Here is a 16,272-nt window from a genome sequence, read left to right as displayed (position 1 = left end):
AATCATGGCAGGAAAGAAAGCTAAAGGTAATCGCGTTCAGGTTATCCTGGAGTGCACAGAGCACAAGAATAGTGGTATGCCCGGTACTAGCCGTTACGTAACCACCAAGAATCGTAAGAATACGCCAGAGCGTATGGAGCTTATGAAGTATAACCCAATCCTGAAGAAGATGACTCTTCACAAGGAGATTAAATAATACGACTGAAGTATGGCAAAGAAAACCGTCGCTACCCTCCACGAAGGCTCAAAGGATGGTCGCGCTTACACAAAGGTAATCAAGATGGTTAAGAGCCCTAAGACTGGTGCTTACATCTTCGACGAGCAGATGGTTCCCAACGAGGCCGTTAAGGACTTTTTCAAGAACTAATTTACATTTATTATATTGAAATTAGAGGTCGCAAGGAAATTTGCGGCCTCTTTTTTTGGTTGTGTCGTAAATTATGCCTATCTTTGCAATCGAAAATATTGCAATATGGGATTATTTGGATTTTTTAGTAAGGATAAGAAAGAGACACTCGATAAGGGTTTGGAGAAAACCAAAACGAGTGTGTTCGATAAACTGACTCGTGCCGTAGCCGGTAAGTCGAAGGTTGATGATGATGTATTGGATAATCTTGAAGAGGTGCTCATCACCAGCGATGTGGGTGTAGATACCACATTGAAGATTATTCAGCGCATCGAGGAGCGTGTGGCTCGCGATAAATATGTCAGCACTTCTGAACTTAACCGCATTCTCCGTGAGGAGATAGCCGAGCTGCTGGCCGAGAATAATTCGGATGATAACGATAATTGGGATTTGCCCGCCGATCATAAGCCCTACGTTATTCTGGTGGTAGGCGTGAACGGCGTTGGTAAGACCACAACCATAGGTAAGCTGGCTTGGCAGTTCAAGCAGGCCGGCAAGAAGGTTTACTTAGGTGCTGCTGATACATTCCGCGCAGCTGCCGTTGAGCAGTTGTGTATCTGGGGCGAGCGTGTAGGTGTGCCTGTTATCAAGCAGCAGATGGGTAGCGATCCCGCCAGTGTGGCATTCGATACCCTGCAGAGTGCCAAGGCTAATGGTGCCGATGTGGTATTGATTGATACCGCTGGTCGTCTGCACAATAAGGTGGGCTTGATGAACGAGCTGAAGAAGATTAAGGACGTGATGAAGAAGGTGTTGCCCGAGGCACCCGACGAGGTGATGCTGGTGCTGGATGGCTCTACCGGTCAGAATGCCTTCGAACAGGCAAAGCAGTTTGCTGCTGTTACACAGATCACCTCGCTGGCTATCACCAAGCTTGATGGTACAGCCAAGGGTGGTGTGGTAATTGGTATTTCTGACCAGTTGAAGGTACCTGTAAAATATATCGGACTGGGCGAGGGCATGACCGACCTCCAGCTGTTTAATAAACGTCAGTTTGTAGATTCGCTGTTCAATGAGTAAGACGATAGATATCATTTCACTGGGCTGCTCAAAGAATCTGGTTGATAGCGAGACTCTGATGGGCTTGATGGAGGCCAACGGCTATCAGTGTACACACGATAGCGACGACCCTCAGGGTGAAATCGTGGTGGTAAATACCTGCGGTTTTATCAACGATGCCAAGGAAGAGAGTATCAACACCATTCTGGAGTTTGCTCAGGCCAAGACCGAAGGTCGTATCGAGAAGCTCTTTGTGATGGGCTGTCTCTCTGAGCGCTATCTGGCCGACTTGGAAAAAGAGATTCCCGAGGTTGACGGCTGGTACGGCAAATTTAATTATAAGAAGCTTTTGAAAGACCTGAATGGCGAGGAGTATAACGCTTGCGAAGGTAAGCGCCATATCACTACGCCACGTCATTATGCATATATCAAGATTAGCGAGGGTTGCGATCGCCATTGTGCGTATTGCGCCATCCCGCTGATTACTGGCAAGCACCAGAGTCGCCCCATGCAGGAAATCCTGGATGAGGTGCGCTATCTGGTAAGTCAGGGCACCAAGGAGTTTAATGTCATTGCCCAGGAGCTGACCTATTATGGTGTGGATCTGGATGGCAAGCAGCATATCGATGAGCTCATCGAGCAGATGGCCGATATCCCTGGTGTAGAATGGATTCGCTTGCATTATGCTTATCCCACACACTTCCCTTGGGATCTGTTGCGCGTGATTCGCGAAAAGCAGAATGTATGTAAGTATCTGGATATCGCCCTCCAGCATGTATCAGATAACATGCTGAGCCGTATGCGTCGCCATGTGACTAAGGATGAGACTTATGAGCTGGTTCGTCGTATGCGCGAGGAGGTGCCCGGCATCCACATCCGTACCACCCTGATGGTTGGTTTCCCTGGCGAGACCGACGAGGATTTCGAGGAGCTCAAGGCCTTTGTAAAGTGGGCGCGTTTCGAGCGTATGGGTGCTTTCTCGTATTCGGAAGAAGAGGGAACCTATTCGGCTGATAACTTCGAGGACGATGTGCCCGAGGATGTAAAGCAGAGTAGATTGGATAAGATTATGCGTATCCAGCAGAATATCAGCGCCGAACTCGAGGCTGAGAAAGTTGGAAAGGTATTCAAGGTGATTATCGACCGACGTGAGGGCGATTATTATATCGGTCGTACCGAGTTCTGTTCGCCCGAAGTTGACCCTGAGGTGCTGATACCAGCAGCTGAGGCAAAACTTATCATCGGCAACTTCTATGATGTATTGATTACAGATTCGGAAGAATTTGATTTATATGGAACCACAATCATTAAAACATATGAACAATAAAGACTTTATCACAGAATTGGCGCAACGCACGGGTTATTCGGCTGATGAAACCCAGCAGTTTGTGAATTGCGTAGTTGAGGCAATGGGCGACCATTTTCAGGACGACGACTCAGTGCTGATTCCTACATTCGGTACATTCGAAGTTAAGAAGAAGATGGAGCGCATCATGGTAAATCCTTCTACAGGACAGCGCATGCTGGTGCCACCAAAACTGGTGCTTACATTCAAGCCAAATGTAAGTTGGAAAGAACGTGTAAAGAATGGAGGAGCTGAGTGATGGGAAAGATTTCGATACAAGAATTAGCCAATGTGCTGGTTGAGCGCAGAAAGATGAACAGACGCGATGCAAGTTTGTTTGTAAGTGCTATGTTCGATATCGTACAACAGCGACTTGAAACCGATAAACTGGTAAAAGTCAAAGGCCTGGGTACGTTCAAGATTATTGATGTTGAAGATCGTGAAAGCGTAAACGTAAATACAGGCGAGCGTGTGCTGATCGAGGGGCACGGTAAAATCACCTTCGTGCCCGACGCCCTGCTGAAGGAACTGGTAAATAAACCATTTGCTCAGTTCGAGACGGTGGTGCTGAACGATGGTGTGGACTTTGATGATGTGGATACCACCACCACCGATGTTCCCGAGCCAGAAGTAGATGCTGAACCTATCGTAGAGCCCGAACCAGAGCCAATTGTTGAACCAGAGCCAGAGCCAGTTGTGGTTCCCGGGCCAGAGCCAGCTCCAGTGGTAGCTCCTGAGCCAGAGCCTGTGATTGAGGATGACCATGCTGCTATGCCATTGGTTGACTTTGGTGGTAACGAGGAACCTGAACCAATTGTGGCCCCCGAGCCAATTGTGGTTCCTGAGTCAGTTGTGGTTCCAGAGTCAGAGCCCGTAGCCGAGCCTGTAGATGAAATGATGTCACTTGATGATGAGTTCGACGACGATATCGATGATGAACTTGAGGAGGAGCTGAAGTTGGGTATGACTATTCGTCCTGAGACAACAGTTCGTCCAAAGGAAGAACCAAAAGTTCTGGAAGATATCGACGATGAAGATATTCCTGAGTGGGTTATCGAGCCTTATGTTGCTTCGCCTGCCGAAGAACCCAAGGTTGAACCAGAGCCCATCGCAGAGCCCGAGCCCGTGGTTGCTCCAGAGCTTGAGCCAATTGTGGCTCCTGAGCCTGTGGTTGCTCCTGAGCCGTTTGTTGCACCCGAGCCGTTTGTTGCTCCCGAGCCAGAGCCCATTGTGGCTCCTGAGCCTGTTGCTCAGCCGGTGGTTGAAACACCACGCCCTGCTGCAAATTCTAATCTGCAGTCGATCCTGAGTTCGTTCCAGACCATCAAGAAACCAGCTCCTGCACCCGAACCAATTCCTGAGCCCGAGCCTGAGCCTGTGGTAGCTCCCGAGCCAGAGCCTGTGGTGATCCCAGAGCCAACACCTGTTGTTGAGCCTGTTTATACCCCAGAGCCCGAGCCTGTTGTGGCTCCAGAGCCCGTATATACTCCCGAGCCAGAACCCGTTTATGCTCCTGAACCAGAGCCCGTTTATGTTCCTGAACCCGAGCCCGTTAGACCTGTTGTAACACAACTTTCTGACGAGACAAGGATTACCGAAGAGTCGCTGCGTGATATGCTTGAGGAAGATCCCGAGCCCGTCGTAATTCCTGAGCGAGCACACGTGGTAGAGCCCGAACCCGTAGTTCTGGATGAACCTGCTCCCGTAGTAGAGAATCGCAAGATGACTGCCGACGAAGAGCTTGCTGCAGCCTTTAAGAGTATGGGCGTAACAGACGAGGTTGTTTCTAAACCTGCACCAGAAAAGGTAGTAGAGGAGGAAGAGCCCGAGAACGAAGAACCCGAATATGAGTTTGAGTCGGCCCGTCCACGAAAGTCGGCTGGTAAATGGGTACTGGCCTTGCTGGCATGTATCATTGGCTTAGGTTGTGGCTATCTGCTGGGTAATCATTATCCATATGCCAACTTCCTGCCTGATGAGAGCAGCGAGACTGTGATCCATGTTCAGAAGGAAACCGCTCCCGAGCCACAGGCTGCCCCTGATATTGAAGCTGTAGTGGATGAGACTCCTGCAGAACCGACTGTAACCGAGGCTGATACCAAAGCTGCTGAAGCAAAGGCCGCTGAGGAGGCTAAGGCTGCAGAGGCTAAAGCCAAAGCAGATGCCGAGGCAAAGGCCAAGGCCGATGCTGAAGCAAAAGCCAAAGCTAAGGCAGAGGCAGAAGCCAAGGCTAAGCAAGAGGCCGAGGCCAAGTCGAATCCTATTGCCGATAAGTACGACGCGATGGACGTAAGAGTACGCCTGGGCGCCTATCGTATTATTGGTACCGACCGTACGGTGAAGGTGAAGGAAGGCGACAATCTTGTAAAGATTTCACGTCGTGTTCTGGGTCCCGATATGGAGTGTTATCTGGAGGTATTCAACAACATCAAAGCCTCTACACCACTCAAGGTTGGTCAGGAAATCAAAATTCCAAAATTGCAGTTGAAGAAGAAAAAGAAGGCCGCAACAGCCAACTAAATCAGCAAATAATGAAAAAGTTTCTTAAAACTTAGGTTTTGGGAAACTTTTTTAATATTATTTAGACTGATAAAGTGTGGCAAAGTCCTTTAAAAAAAGTATTTTTGCAGTCAAATTTAGAAAACAATTAAAGATATAAATATTATGGCAGAAGCTATTGATATCCGAGAGTTGAATATTCGGATTGAACAACAAAGCGCATTTGTAACAAATCTTGTAAGTGGAATGGACCGCGTCATCGTAGGTCAGAAACATCTTGTTGATTCGCTTTTGATAGGTTTGTTGAGTGATGGACATATTTTGCTGGAAGGTGTGCCTGGTCTGGCTAAGACTTTGGCCATTAAGACCCTTTCGCAGTTAATCGATTCAGATTACAGTCGTATTCAGTTTACCCCCGACTTGCTCCCTGCTGACGTGATCGGTACCATGATCTACTCGCAGAAGGACGAGAAGTTCCAGGTAAAGCAGGGCCCTGTATTTGCCAACTTCGTGCTGGCCGATGAAATTAACCGTGCCCCAGCCAAGGTGCAGAGTGCACTGCTCGAGGCCATGCAGGAAAAGCAGGTTACCATCGGTAGTCAGACCTTTAAGTTGCCTAACCCCTTCCTGGTGATGGCTACACAGAACCCCATCGAGCAGGAGGGTACTTATCCTCTGCCAGAGGCACAGGTCGACCGTTTCATGCTCAAGGTCGTAATCGATTATCCTACACTCGAGGAGGAGAAGAAGATTATCCGCGAGAATATTACAGGCGAGATGCCTACCGTTACCCCTGTAACCACAGCCGAGGAGATTCTGAAGGCTCGCAGCGTAGTTCGCGAGGTTTATATCGACGAGAAGATCGAGCAGTATATTGCCGATATCGTGTTTGCCACCCGTTATCCCGAGCGTTATGGCTTGAAGGATCTCAAGGATATGATTTCGTTTGGTGGTTCGCCTCGTGCCAGCATCAACCTGGCTAAGGCCGCTCGCGCTTATGCTTTCATTAAGCGTCGTGGCTACGTGGTTCCTGAGGATGTTCGTGCTGTGGCTCATGATGTATTGCGCCACCGTATCGGACTTACCTACGAGGCCGAGGCCAGCAATATTACCAGCGAGGAGATTGTTTCGAAGATTATCAATAAGGTTGAAGTGCCCTGATGGAAACCTCTGAGATCATCAAGAAAGTCCGTAAGATCGAGATCAAGACCCGCGGCTTGAGCTCAAACATCTTTGCAGGTCAGTACCACTCTGCCTTTAAGGGTAGGGGTATGGCCTTCAGTGAGGTGCGCGAGTATCAGTTCGGTGATGATGTGCGAGATATCGACTGGAATGTGACTGCTCGTTTCCATCGTCCTTATGTAAAGGTGTTCGAAGAGGAGCGCGAGCTGACGGTGATGCTGCTTATCGACGTCAGTGGATCGCTTGATTTCGGCACCCAGAAGCAGATGAAGCGCGATATGGTGACCGAGATTGCTGCCACCCTTGCCTTCAGTGCTATTCAGAACAACGATAAGATTGGTGTGATATTCTTCTCGGATAAGATCGAGAAGTACATCCCGCCCAAGAAAGGCCGCAAGCATATCTTGTACATTATCCGTGAGATGCTCGACTTTAAACCCGAGTCAACACGTACGGATATCAAGCAGGCCATCGAGTTCTTGTCGAGTGTCCAGAAACGTCGTACCACAGCCTTTATCCTGAGCGACTTCTATGTGCGTAGCGATTTCCAGCAGTCGTTGCAGATTGCCAATCGCAAGCACGATGTGGTAGCCATCCAGGTGTACGATCAGCGTGCCCGCGAGTTGCCCGATGTGGGTCTGATGAAGGTTGTAGATGCCGAAACTGGCTACGAGCAGTATGTGGATACAAGTTCCAAGAAACTGCGTCAGGCTTACCAGAAATACTGGTTAACCCGTCAGGCACAGTTGCAGGAAACTTTTAATAAGAGCAATGTAGACAATGTGAGCATAGCCACTAACGACGACTTTGTGAAATCGTTGCTACTGCTATTTAAACAACGTAGTTAAATGAAACGTATTTTTCTTCTTATATCGCTGATAGCCAATGTGCTGCTGACTTCTGCACAAGTATCTGTCGAGGTTGAAATCGACTCGATTCAGATCTTTGTTGGTCAGCAGACTCACCTGCGACTCACTACTAATGTGCAGCCCAGTCAGAAGGTTGAGTTCCCGCAGTTTCAGCCCACACAGATGATGACACCTGGTGTTGAGGTGCTGAAGTGCGAGGAGCAGAAGCAGGATATCGGTGATGGATTCGAAGCCCGCACGATGGTGTACACACTCACCTCGTTCGACGATACCCTTTATTATCTGCCACCATTGACTGTGAAGGTGGATGGTAAGCAGTATAAGAGTAAGAGTCTGGCCCTGAAGGTGCTCACCATCGATGTGGATACCACTAAGGTAGATCAGTTCTTTGGTCCTAAGGATGTGCAGGACAACCCGTTCCTTTGGAGCGAGTGGAGCTTGCCGTTCTGGTTGAGTGTGCTCATGCTGGTACTGTTGGCATTATGCTATTATCTGTATCTGCGTTTGCGCGACAACAAGCCCATCATCTCCCATATCCGCATTGTTAAGCGCCTGCTGCCACATCAGAAGGCCATGCAGGAGATTGAACAGATTAAGGCCGATAAGATGGTGGCTTCGGAGAACTCGAAGGAGTACTACACCAAGCTTACCGACACCCTGCGTAAGTATATCGAGGAGCGTTACGGATTTAATGCGATGGAGATGACCAGTAGCGAGATTATCGAACGACTGACCGCCTCGCAGGATCAGAAAGCACTCGACGAGTTGCGCGAGCTGTTTATGACTGCCGACCTGGTTAAGTTCGCCAAGTATTCTACGCTTATCAACGAGAACGATAAGAATCTGGTGAGCGCCATCGACTTCATCAATCAGACCAAGCTCGAGAATCAGCCTGTAGAAGAAAAGGTTAAACCACAGCTCTCTGAGGAGGATCAGCGCACACAGAAGTCGCGCCGCCTGCTCAAAACCGTCATCACCCTTATCTCGGTGGTATGTGCCGGATTGTTCGGCTTTGTGGCTTACACCCTTTATCAGTTATTGAATTAAAACAGAACAAATGGAATTTGCCAATAAAGAATATCTGCTGTTGCTTCTGCTCATCATACCTTATATTATATGGTATGTGATGTACAGAAAGAAAACCGAGCCCACGCTGCGGATGAGCGATACGTTTGCCTTCCGCTATGCGCCAAAAAGCTGGAAGGTTAAGCTTATGCCCCTTTCCATGCTGCTCCGACTGCTGGTATTTGTGATGTTAGTCATGGTGCTGGCTCGCCCTCAAACCCAGAACTCGTGGGATAGCAAGACCGTTGAGGGTATCGACATTATGCTGGCTATGGACGTATCTACCAGTATGCTGGCCGAGGACTTGCGTCCTAACCGTATCGAGGCTGCCAAGCAGGTGGCTTCTGAGTTTATCATTGGTCGCCCCAACGATAATATTGGCTTGGCCATTTTTGCCGGCGAATCGTTCACCCAGTGCCCCATGACCACCGATCATGCCTCGCTGCTGAACCTGCTGCAGAATGTGCGTACCGATATTGCCGCACGCGGACTCATCGAGGATGGTACCGCTATCGGTATGGGACTGGCCAACGCCGTGAGCCGACTCAAGGATTCGAAGGCTAAGAGCAAGGTGGTGATTCTGCTTACCGATGGTAGTAACAACCGTGGTGATATCTCGCCATCAACCGCTGCCGAGATTGCCAAGAGTCTGGGCATCCGCGTTTATACCATTGGTGTGGGTACCAATAAGGTGGCACCTTATCCTATGCCTGTGGCCGGTGGTGTGCAGTATGTGAATGTGCCTGTTGAGATCGATACCAAGACGCTGAGCGAGATTGCCAGCATTACCGAGGGCGATTTCTATCGCGCCACCAATACCAACGAACTTCGTAAAATCTATAAGGAAATCGACCAGCTTGAAAAGTCGAAGCTTAACGTCAAAACCTTCAGCAAGCGTTACGAGGCCTACCAGCCTTTTGCACTTGTGGCTGTGTTGGCGCTGTTGCTCGAGATTCTGCTGCGTGTAACTATATTTAGGAGGATACCGTAATTATGTTTAGATTTGCTGACCCTACATATCTCTATCTTTTAGCGGTGATACCAGTGCTGGCCATCATCCGCTTTCTCACGTATCGCAATCAGAAGAAACGCTTGCGTAAGTTTGGCGATCCCAAGCTGCTGCGTTCGTTGATGCCCGATGTGTCACGTTTCCGTCCCGCAGTAAAATTCTGGATGCTGCAGGGCGCTTTGGCATTACTGATAGTGATGCTGGCCCGTCCGCAGTTCGGCACCAAGATCAGTAACGAGCAGCGTACCGGCATCGAGACCATTATTGCGATGGATATCAGTAACTCTATGCTGGCCGAGGATATTGTGCCCAGCCGTTTGGATCGCAGTAAGATGATGGTCGAGAATCTGGTGGACCACTTCACCAACGATAAGATTGGCTTGCTGGTGTTTGCTGGCGACGCTTTCGTTCAGCTGCCTATCACCAGCGATTATGTGTCGGCCAAGATGTTCCTGTCGAGTATCGACCCCTCGATGATGGCTACCCAGGGTACTGATATTGCCCGTGCCATTGATATGGCTACCCATAGCTTTACGCAGGAAGAGGGTATTGGTAAGGCCATTATCGTGATTACCGATGGCGAGGACCACGAGGGTGGGGCACTCGAGGCTGCCGAAGCTGCCAAAAAAGCTGGTATGCGTGTGTATGTGCTGGGTGTGGGTTCAACTCAAGGCGCGCCTATCCCCATTCCAGGCACAGGCGATTATATGAAGGATAATACGGGCAACACGGTGATGTCGGCCCTCAACGAGGATATGTGTCGCCAGGTGGCTCAGGCCGGTGGCGGTGCCTATATCCATGTAGAGAATAATAGCGCCGCTCAGGACCAGTTGGATAACGAGCTTTCAAAGTTGGCTAAGAAAGAGACTACCAGCACCGTTTACAGCGAGTTCGACGAGCAGTTCCAGGCTGTGGCCATCCTGGCATTGCTGCTGCTCATTCTCGAGATCTGCATCTTCGACCGTCGCAATCCGCTGCTCAAGCGCCTGTCGCTTTTCGGTTCTAAGAAGAAGGCCGCTGCTACCGTAGCTTTGTTGCTGGTGGCCATCACGGCCAGCGCCCAGACCGATCGCCAGTATATCCGCGAGGGTAACAAGCAGTTCCGTGTGGGCCAGTACGATAAGGCCGAGGTGTCGTATCGTAAGGCAGTAGAGAAGAATCCTAAGAATCCGCAGGCAGCCTATAACTTAGGTAATGCGCTGATGGCACAGAAGAAGGATTCGGCTGCTGTGCAGCAGTTTGAGCAGGCCACCCGTATCGAGACCAACCCGCTGCGCAAGGCTGCAGCCTATCATAACATGGGTGTGATTTGTCAGACACATAAGATGTATGGCGAGGCCATCGAGGCTTACAAGAATGCCCTGCGCCTGAATCCTAACGACGACGAAACCCGCTACAACCTGGTTCTCTGCAAGAAGCAGAAACAGAAGCAGGACCAGAACCAGCAGCAGAATCAGAACAACAAGGACGATCAGAAGAAAGACAATCAGAAGAAGGACGATCAGAAAGATCAGAACAAAGATAAGAAAGACGACAAGCAGCAACAGCAGCAGAAGCCTCAGATGAGTAAGGATAATGCCGAGCAGCTCTTGAATGCCGCCATCCAGAACGAGAAGATGACGCAGGACAAGATGAAGAAACAGCAGCAGAAGCCGCAGCGTCGTAATGTATTAAAGAATTGGTAATGAAACGTATAGCGATATTTATAGCAATGGTAATGACCACGGCGCTGGCTGTGGCCCAAACATTAACAGCATCAGCACCATCGCATGTTGCGGTGGGCGAGCAGTTCCGGTTGTCGTACACGGTCAATACACAGAACGTGTCCGATTTCCGTGCTGGTAATATCCCCTCTGAGTTCGAGGTGCTCATTGGCCCGAACCGCTCCATGCAGTCGAGCTATCAGATGATTAATGGTCACACCTCGTCAACCTCGTCTATTACCTATACTTATATAGTAGCAGCTACCAAGAATGGTACGTTTACCATCCCTGCAGCTTATGCGGTGGTAGATGGCAAGAAGATTACCTCAAAATCGCTCACCATCAAGGTGTCGGGCTCGGCTTCGGGCTCTGGCTCTAATTCGCGCCAGAATAGCGACGATGGTGCTGAGATGCGCGATGCCGGTAGTCGTATCTCGGGTAGCGACCTGTTTATCAAGGTAAGCGCCAACAAAAAGCGTGTTTACGAGCAGGAGCCCATCCTGCTCACCTATAAGGTTTATACATTGGTACAGCTCACCCAGCTGCGTGGCGACATGCCCGACCTGAAGAGCTTCTATACCCAGGAGGTGGATCTGCCACAGCAGAAGTCGTTCTCGATCGAGACGGTCAACGGTCGTCCATATCGCACCTGCACCTGGAGCCAGTATGTGATGTTCCCACAAACCACTGGTAAACTGCAGATTCCGTCGATTACCTTCGAGGGTATCGTGGTGCAGCAGAATCGTAATGTGGATCCGTTCGAGGCATTCTTCAACGGTGGCTCAGGCTACGTAGAGGTGAAGAAAAAGATTGTGGCTCCTGGTATCGATATTCAGGTTGATCCGCTGCCACAGCGCCCAGCCACATTCTCGGGTGGAGTAGGTAAGTTTAATATCTCGGCCCAGCTCGATAAGAAAGAGACCAAGGCCAACGATCCTATCAAACTGCGTGTGATTGTGAGTGGTACGGGTAACCTCAAACTCATCAAAGAGCCTGTATTGAACTTGCCAAAGGACTTTGATAAGTACGAGCCCAAGGTGACCGACCAGACCAAGCTGACCACAGCCGGACTTGAGGGTTCGAAGATCTACGATATCCTGATTGTACCACGCCATCAGGGGCAGTACGATATTCCACCCGTTGAGTTTACTTATTTCGATACCGCTACCAAGCGTTACGAAACGGTAAAGAGCGAGGGCTTCCATCTCGATGTGGCCAAGGGCTCTGGTAGTGCTTCGGTGAGTGATTTCTCGGGTCAGGAGGATGTGGATGAGCTGAATAAGGATATCCGCTTTATCAAGACAGGCGATGCCGATCAGCATCTCACCAACGATTTCTTCTTCGGCTCAACTGCTTATTGGATTATCATCGCTGCGCTGGTAGTGGTGTTCATCACGCTGTTTGTTATCTTCCGTCAGCGTGCCATCGACAACGCTAATGTTACCAAGATGCGTGGTAAGAAGGCCAACAAGGTGGCTACCAAGCGTCTGAAGCTGGCTGCCCGATTGATGACCGACAACAAGCCTAACGAGTTCTACGACGAGGTGCTGCGTGCCTTGTGGGGTTATGTGGGCGATAAACTCAATATCCCTGTGGCTCAGTTGTCGCACGATAACATCAGTCAGAAGCTGGCCGATCGTGGCGTACATCAGACCATCATCGATAAGTTTATCGGTGCCATCGACGAGTGCGAGTTTGAGCGTTACGCTCCAGGCGATCCAAAGGGAAATATGAGTAAGGTTTACGATAAGGCCATACTGGCCATCGAGAAGATCGAGGAGGTGATGAAGAAGGGTAGTAAGAAAGCCGCTACTTTGGTATTGTTGCTGCTGTTGGCACCTATGGCTGCCCAGGCTGCTACCAAGGCCGAGGCTGATAGCGCCTATATCAACGGCAATTATCAGGAGGCCATCAAGGGCTATGAGTCAATGCTCAAGCAGGGTGCTTCGGCCGAACTGTATTATAACCTGGGTAATGCCTACTATCGCACCGAGAATATCACCCGTGCCGTGCTTAACTACGAGCGCGCCCTGTTGCTCTCGCCAGGCGATGCCGACATCCGTTTCAACCTGCAGTTGGCCCGCTCAAAAACCATCGATAAGATTGTGCCCGAGAGCGAGATGTTCTTCGTTACCTGGTACCGCTCGTTGGTAAATCTGATGAGTGTCGACGGGTGGGGACGTATGGCCCTCGTGTCGCTGGCCATTGTGATTGTGCTGTTCCTGGTTTATCTGTTCTCGGCCCGTGTATGGGTGCAGAAGTTAGGTTTCTTTGGCGGCATCGCCTTGCTGGTGGTGTTTGTGTTCAGCAATTTCTTTGCCTGGCAGCAGCGCCAGCAGTTACTGTATCGCCAGGGTGCCATCGTGGTAGCCCCATCGGTGGCCGTCAAGAGCACGCCAGCCCAGAACGGTACCGACCTCTTTATCCTTCACGAGGGTACCAAGGTAGTGATTACCGACAACTCGATGAAGAGCTGGCGCGAGGTTCGTTTGGCCGACGGTAAGAAAGGTTGGCTGGAGAGTAAGAAAATAGAAATGATTTAATACCTATGTTTGAGACGTTGATTGATTTCGACCGCGAGTTATTGTTGGCCGTTAACGGCAGCGATTCGCTGTTCCTCGACCGTATGGTGCGCATGCTTACCAACGGTCTTACATGGATACCGCTCTATCTGTCGCTGTTCTATATGGTGATGAAGAATAACGATAATTTCCGCCGTTTGCTGTATGTGCTGCTGGGTGCTGGGTTGTGCATCCTGATAGCAGGTACACTCAACGACGAAATCGTGAAACCCCTTGTGGCCCGTTGGCGCCCCACGCACGATCCCCAGATTGGCACGCTGGTTGATATTGTTGATGGCTATCGTGGCGGCAAGTACGGCTTCTTCTCATCGCATGCAGCCAACACCATGAGCATTGCCGTGTATTTTATATGGATGGTGCGCAGCCGTCGTTTGTCAATCGCACTGGTCATATGGTCGCTGCTCAACTGTTGGACCCGCATGTATCTGGGTGTACACTTCCCAGGCGACATCATGGTTGGCCTGATGTGGGGTGTGGCTGTGGGCACCGGTGTTTATTTCTTCTATCGTCGTATTACCCGTGGCATGTACACACCACGTAATCTCAATCCCGATCAATACACCCCGGGCTGCTATCGCCGTTTAGACTGCAACTGGCCTGTAGGTGTACTAGTTTTAACCGTAATTTTTGTATTTATTAAAGCTTGTATTATATGAATTCCGATCCACGACATATTCGTATCAGCGATTATAACTATCCGCTTCCCGATGAGCGTATCGCAAAGTTTCCTATTGCCCAGCGCGACCACTCCAAGCTGTTGATCTACCGTCAGGGTCAGGTAAGTCACGATGTGTTCTATAACCTTCCCGAGTATCTGCCCAAGGGTGCACTCATGGTGTTTAATAACACCAAGGTCATCCAGGCGCGCATGCATTTCCGCAAGGACACAGGTGCCCTCATCGAGGTGTTCCTGCTCGAGCCTGCCCAGCCTTCGGACTACGAACTGATGTTCCAGACCTCTGAGAAGTGCGCATGGTATTGCCTGGTGGGCAACCTTAAGAAGTGGAAGGAAGGCACGCTTCGTCGCGAAATCGAGATAAAGGGTCAGCAGGTGGTTGTTACGGCTACACGTGGTCCTATTCACGGCACCTCGCACCGCATCGATTTCGAGTGGACCGGTGGCTTCTCGTTTGCCGAGATTATCGATGCCATGGGCGAACTGCCCATTCCGCCATACTTGAACCGCGAAACCCAGGAGAGCGACAAGACCACCTACCAGACGGTTTACTCAAAAATCAAGGGTAGCGTGGCTGCACCTACTGCAGGTTTGCATTTCACTCCCGAGGTGCTGGCTGCGGTTGATGCTCACGGCATCGAGCGCGAGGAGCTCACCCTGCATGTGGGCGCCGGAACCTTTAAGCCTGTGAAGAGCGAGGAAATTCAGGGTCACGAGATGCACACCGAGTATATCTCGGTTCGTCGCGACACCATCCGCAAGCTGCTGGCCCACGATGGCTGTGCCATTGCCGTTGGTACCACCAGCGTGCGTACACTCGAGAGTCTGTATTATATGGGTCTGAAGGTGATGCAGAACCCCGAGGCATCCGAGGACGATCTGCATGTAAACCAGTGGGAGCCTTACGATACCGATACTCAGACGAGCACCGTTGAGTCGCTCACGGCCCTTGGTGCCTGGATGGATGCCCACGGTCTCGAAGTGCTGCACAGCAGTACCCAGATTATCATCGCGCCAGGCTATCAGTATCACATCGTAAAAATGCTGGTAACCAATTTCCACCAGCCACAATCTACGTTGCTGCTCCTGGTGAGTGCCTTTGTCAAGGGCGACTGGCATAAGATCTACGATTATGCGCTGGCCAACGATTTCCGATTCCTCAGCTACGGCGATTCATCGCTGCTCATTCCATAACACAAAAAAAATAGGAGTTCCAATCAGCGGAGCTCCTATTCTTTTTATAAAGTATTACTAAAACTTACTTCTTCTCTTCAGCCTTCTTCTCCTCGGCCTTCTCGGCAGCAGGCTTAGCTGTTGGCTTGTAGCGCTTGTTCAATCCGTTGATCACGTCCTGAGTAATATCCAGCTTCTTGTTGCCCATCAGGATGTTGTCGCCTGCCTTCGAGAGAATCAGGTCAAACTTCTTATCCTGGTTGTAAGCCTTCAGGAAGTTCTGCAGTGAGTCGCGCAGAGCCTCGTTAAACTTAGCTGTCTCGCTGGCCAGTTCGTTCTCCAAACGTGCCTGCAACTCCTGCAGGTCGTTCTGCTGGCGCTGTATAGCGGCCTGCTGGCTGGCAGCCTGCTCACGGCTCTGGAAACCGTTGTTGTTCAACTTCTGCTGGAAGTTTGCCATAGCAGCCTGCAGGGCATTACCTTTCTGGTTCAGGGTGTTACGGGCATTGTTGCTCTTCTTCTGCAGGGTTACGCTGTAGTCCTTAGCAAAGTTGTACTGAGTCATCAGCGAGTCAACCTCTACATAGGCAATCTTCATACCCTCGCCGCTAGTAGTAGCGGGCTGTTCATCCATCTTTGGAGTCTGGTTGTTGCACGATACCATCATAGCTGCGATGGCCAGTGCTGGAAAAATGTACTTTTTCATTTTCTGTTTTTAATTATTATTTTTTTGAATTTTCAATTTTCAATTTTTACATTCTTAC

15 protein-coding genes are annotated in these 16,272 nt (G+C 50.1%); 14 read left to right on the top strand and 1 reads right to left on the bottom strand.

Features of this window, described 5'->3' with window-relative positions; all coding sequences use genetic code 11:
* Positions 1-4: 4 nt before the first annotated feature.
* The 14 genes from rpmG to BLU97_RS06745 all read left to right on the top strand — a co-directional run bounded on the left by rpmG (position 5) and on the right by BLU97_RS06745 (position 15,529).
* Positions 5-196 carry a 50S ribosomal protein L33 gene (gene rpmG / locus BLU97_RS06810; RefSeq protein ID WP_013065340.1) on the top strand — a complete coding sequence of 64 codons (192 nt, stop codon included), beginning with the start codon at positions 5-7 and terminating at the stop codon, positions 194-196.
* 12 nt (positions 197-208) lie between these two features.
* Positions 209-367 (top strand): DUF4295 domain-containing protein, encoded by a 159-nt coding sequence (locus tag BLU97_RS06805; RefSeq protein ID WP_006950479.1) that lies wholly within the window; start codon positions 209-211, stop codon positions 365-367.
* Between the two features lie 105 nt (positions 368-472).
* Positions 473-1,426, top strand: a complete 954-nt coding sequence (ftsY, locus tag BLU97_RS06800; RefSeq protein ID WP_013064234.1) for a signal recognition particle-docking protein FtsY — start codon at positions 473-475, stop codon at positions 1,424-1,426.
* Positions 1,419-2,732, top strand: a complete 1,314-nt coding sequence (rimO, locus tag BLU97_RS06795) for a 30S ribosomal protein S12 methylthiotransferase RimO (protein WP_074760811.1) — start codon at positions 1,419-1,421, stop codon at positions 2,730-2,732. The genes ftsY and rimO overlap by 8 nt, the downstream gene beginning before the upstream one ends.
* Entirely contained in the window at positions 2,722-3,009 is a 288-nt protein-coding gene (locus BLU97_RS06790) for an HU family DNA-binding protein (protein WP_013064518.1), read from the top strand. Before rimO ends, BLU97_RS06790 begins: the two co-directional genes overlap by 11 nt.
* Positions 3,009-5,270 carry an HU family DNA-binding protein gene (locus BLU97_RS16005; protein WP_074760810.1) on the top strand — a complete coding sequence of 754 codons (2,262 nt, stop codon included), beginning with the start codon at positions 3,009-3,011 and terminating at the stop codon, positions 5,268-5,270. The genes BLU97_RS06790 and BLU97_RS16005 overlap by 1 nt, the downstream gene beginning before the upstream one ends.
* 144 nt (positions 5,271-5,414) lie before the next feature.
* Positions 5,415-6,410, top strand: a complete 996-nt coding sequence (locus BLU97_RS06780; protein WP_028908619.1) for an AAA family ATPase — start codon at positions 5,415-5,417, stop codon at positions 6,408-6,410.
* Positions 6,410-7,279, top strand: coding sequence for a DUF58 domain-containing protein (locus BLU97_RS06775; RefSeq protein WP_033149296.1), 870 nt, complete (start codon positions 6,410-6,412; stop codon positions 7,277-7,279). Before BLU97_RS06780 ends, BLU97_RS06775 begins: the two co-directional genes overlap by 1 nt.
* Positions 7,280-8,347: a BatD family protein gene (locus BLU97_RS06770; protein ID WP_074760809.1), complete on the top strand. Its 1,068-nt coding sequence runs from the start codon at positions 7,280-7,282 to the stop codon at positions 8,345-8,347.
* 10 nt (positions 8,348-8,357) lie between these two features.
* A complete protein-coding gene (locus BLU97_RS06765; RefSeq protein ID WP_074760808.1) occupies positions 8,358-9,356 on the top strand; it encodes a vWA domain-containing protein in 999 nt (332 codons plus the stop codon).
* Between the two features lie 2 nt (positions 9,357-9,358).
* Complete coding sequence (locus BLU97_RS06760; protein WP_074760807.1) at positions 9,359-11,059, top strand: tetratricopeptide repeat protein; 1,701 nt, start codon at positions 9,359-9,361, stop codon at positions 11,057-11,059.
* Positions 11,059-13,620, top strand: a complete 2,562-nt coding sequence (locus tag BLU97_RS06755) for a BatD family protein (protein ID WP_074760806.1) — start codon at positions 11,059-11,061, stop codon at positions 13,618-13,620. Before BLU97_RS06760 ends, BLU97_RS06755 begins: the two co-directional genes overlap by 1 nt.
* Positions 13,621-13,625: 5 nt before the next feature.
* Positions 13,626-14,315: a phosphatase PAP2 family protein gene (locus BLU97_RS06750; RefSeq protein WP_074760805.1), complete on the top strand. Its 690-nt coding sequence runs from the start codon at positions 13,626-13,628 to the stop codon at positions 14,313-14,315.
* A complete protein-coding gene (locus BLU97_RS06745; protein ID WP_074760804.1) occupies positions 14,312-15,529 on the top strand; it encodes an S-adenosylmethionine:tRNA ribosyltransferase-isomerase in 1,218 nt (405 codons plus the stop codon). Before BLU97_RS06750 ends, BLU97_RS06745 begins: the two co-directional genes overlap by 4 nt.
* 64 nt (positions 15,530-15,593) lie before the next feature.
* Here BLU97_RS06745 and BLU97_RS06740 read toward each other — a convergent pair whose 3' ends face one another.
* Positions 15,594-16,214: an OmpH family outer membrane protein gene (locus BLU97_RS06740; protein ID WP_074760803.1), complete on the bottom strand. Its 621-nt coding sequence runs from the start codon at positions 16,212-16,214 to the stop codon at positions 15,594-15,596.
* Positions 16,215-16,272: the final 58 nt, after the last annotated feature.

It is taken from the genome of Xylanibacter ruminicola (assembly GCF_900107775.1).
GTDB lineage: Bacteria > Bacteroidota > Bacteroidia > Bacteroidales > Bacteroidaceae > Prevotella > Prevotella ruminicola_C.
The sequence above is the reverse complement of the archived record's forward strand: the minus strand, read 5'-3'. Positions and strand labels throughout refer to the sequence as shown.

Excerpts from the sequence above, each read along its gene's own strand:
- BLU97_RS06765 (WP_074760808.1), top strand. The coding sequence starts at position 8,358 with ATGGAATTTGCCAATAAAGAATATCTGCTGTTGCTTCTGCTCATCATA.
- BLU97_RS06755 (WP_074760806.1), top strand. The coding sequence starts at position 11,059 with ATGAAACGTATAGCGATATTTATAGCAATGGTAATGACCACGGCGCTG.
- rpmG (WP_013065340.1), top strand. The coding sequence starts at position 5 with ATGGCAGGAAAGAAAGCTAAAGGTAATCGCGTTCAGGTTATCCTGGAG.
- BLU97_RS06760 (WP_074760807.1), top strand. The coding sequence starts at position 9,359 with ATGTTTAGATTTGCTGACCCTACATATCTCTATCTTTTAGCGGTGATA.
- BLU97_RS06775 (WP_033149296.1), top strand. The coding sequence starts at position 6,410 with ATGGAAACCTCTGAGATCATCAAGAAAGTCCGTAAGATCGAGATCAAG.
- BLU97_RS06740 (WP_074760803.1), bottom strand. The coding sequence starts at position 16,214 with ATGAAAAAGTACATTTTTCCAGCACTGGCCATCGCAGCTATGATGGTA.
- BLU97_RS06790 (WP_013064518.1), top strand. The coding sequence starts at position 2,722 with ATGAACAATAAAGACTTTATCACAGAATTGGCGCAACGCACGGGTTAT.
- BLU97_RS06745 (WP_074760804.1), top strand. The coding sequence starts at position 14,312 with ATGAATTCCGATCCACGACATATTCGTATCAGCGATTATAACTATCCG.
- BLU97_RS16005 (WP_074760810.1), top strand. The coding sequence starts at position 3,009 with ATGGGAAAGATTTCGATACAAGAATTAGCCAATGTGCTGGTTGAGCGC.
- BLU97_RS06805 (WP_006950479.1), top strand. The coding sequence starts at position 209 with ATGGCAAAGAAAACCGTCGCTACCCTCCACGAAGGCTCAAAGGATGGT.
- rimO (WP_074760811.1), top strand. The coding sequence starts at position 1,419 with ATGAGTAAGACGATAGATATCATTTCACTGGGCTGCTCAAAGAATCTG.
- BLU97_RS06770 (WP_074760809.1), top strand. The coding sequence starts at position 7,280 with ATGAAACGTATTTTTCTTCTTATATCGCTGATAGCCAATGTGCTGCTG.
- ftsY (WP_013064234.1), top strand. The coding sequence starts at position 473 with ATGGGATTATTTGGATTTTTTAGTAAGGATAAGAAAGAGACACTCGAT.
- BLU97_RS06750 (WP_074760805.1), top strand. The coding sequence starts at position 13,626 with ATGTTTGAGACGTTGATTGATTTCGACCGCGAGTTATTGTTGGCCGTT.
- BLU97_RS06780 (WP_028908619.1), top strand. The coding sequence starts at position 5,415 with ATGGCAGAAGCTATTGATATCCGAGAGTTGAATATTCGGATTGAACAA.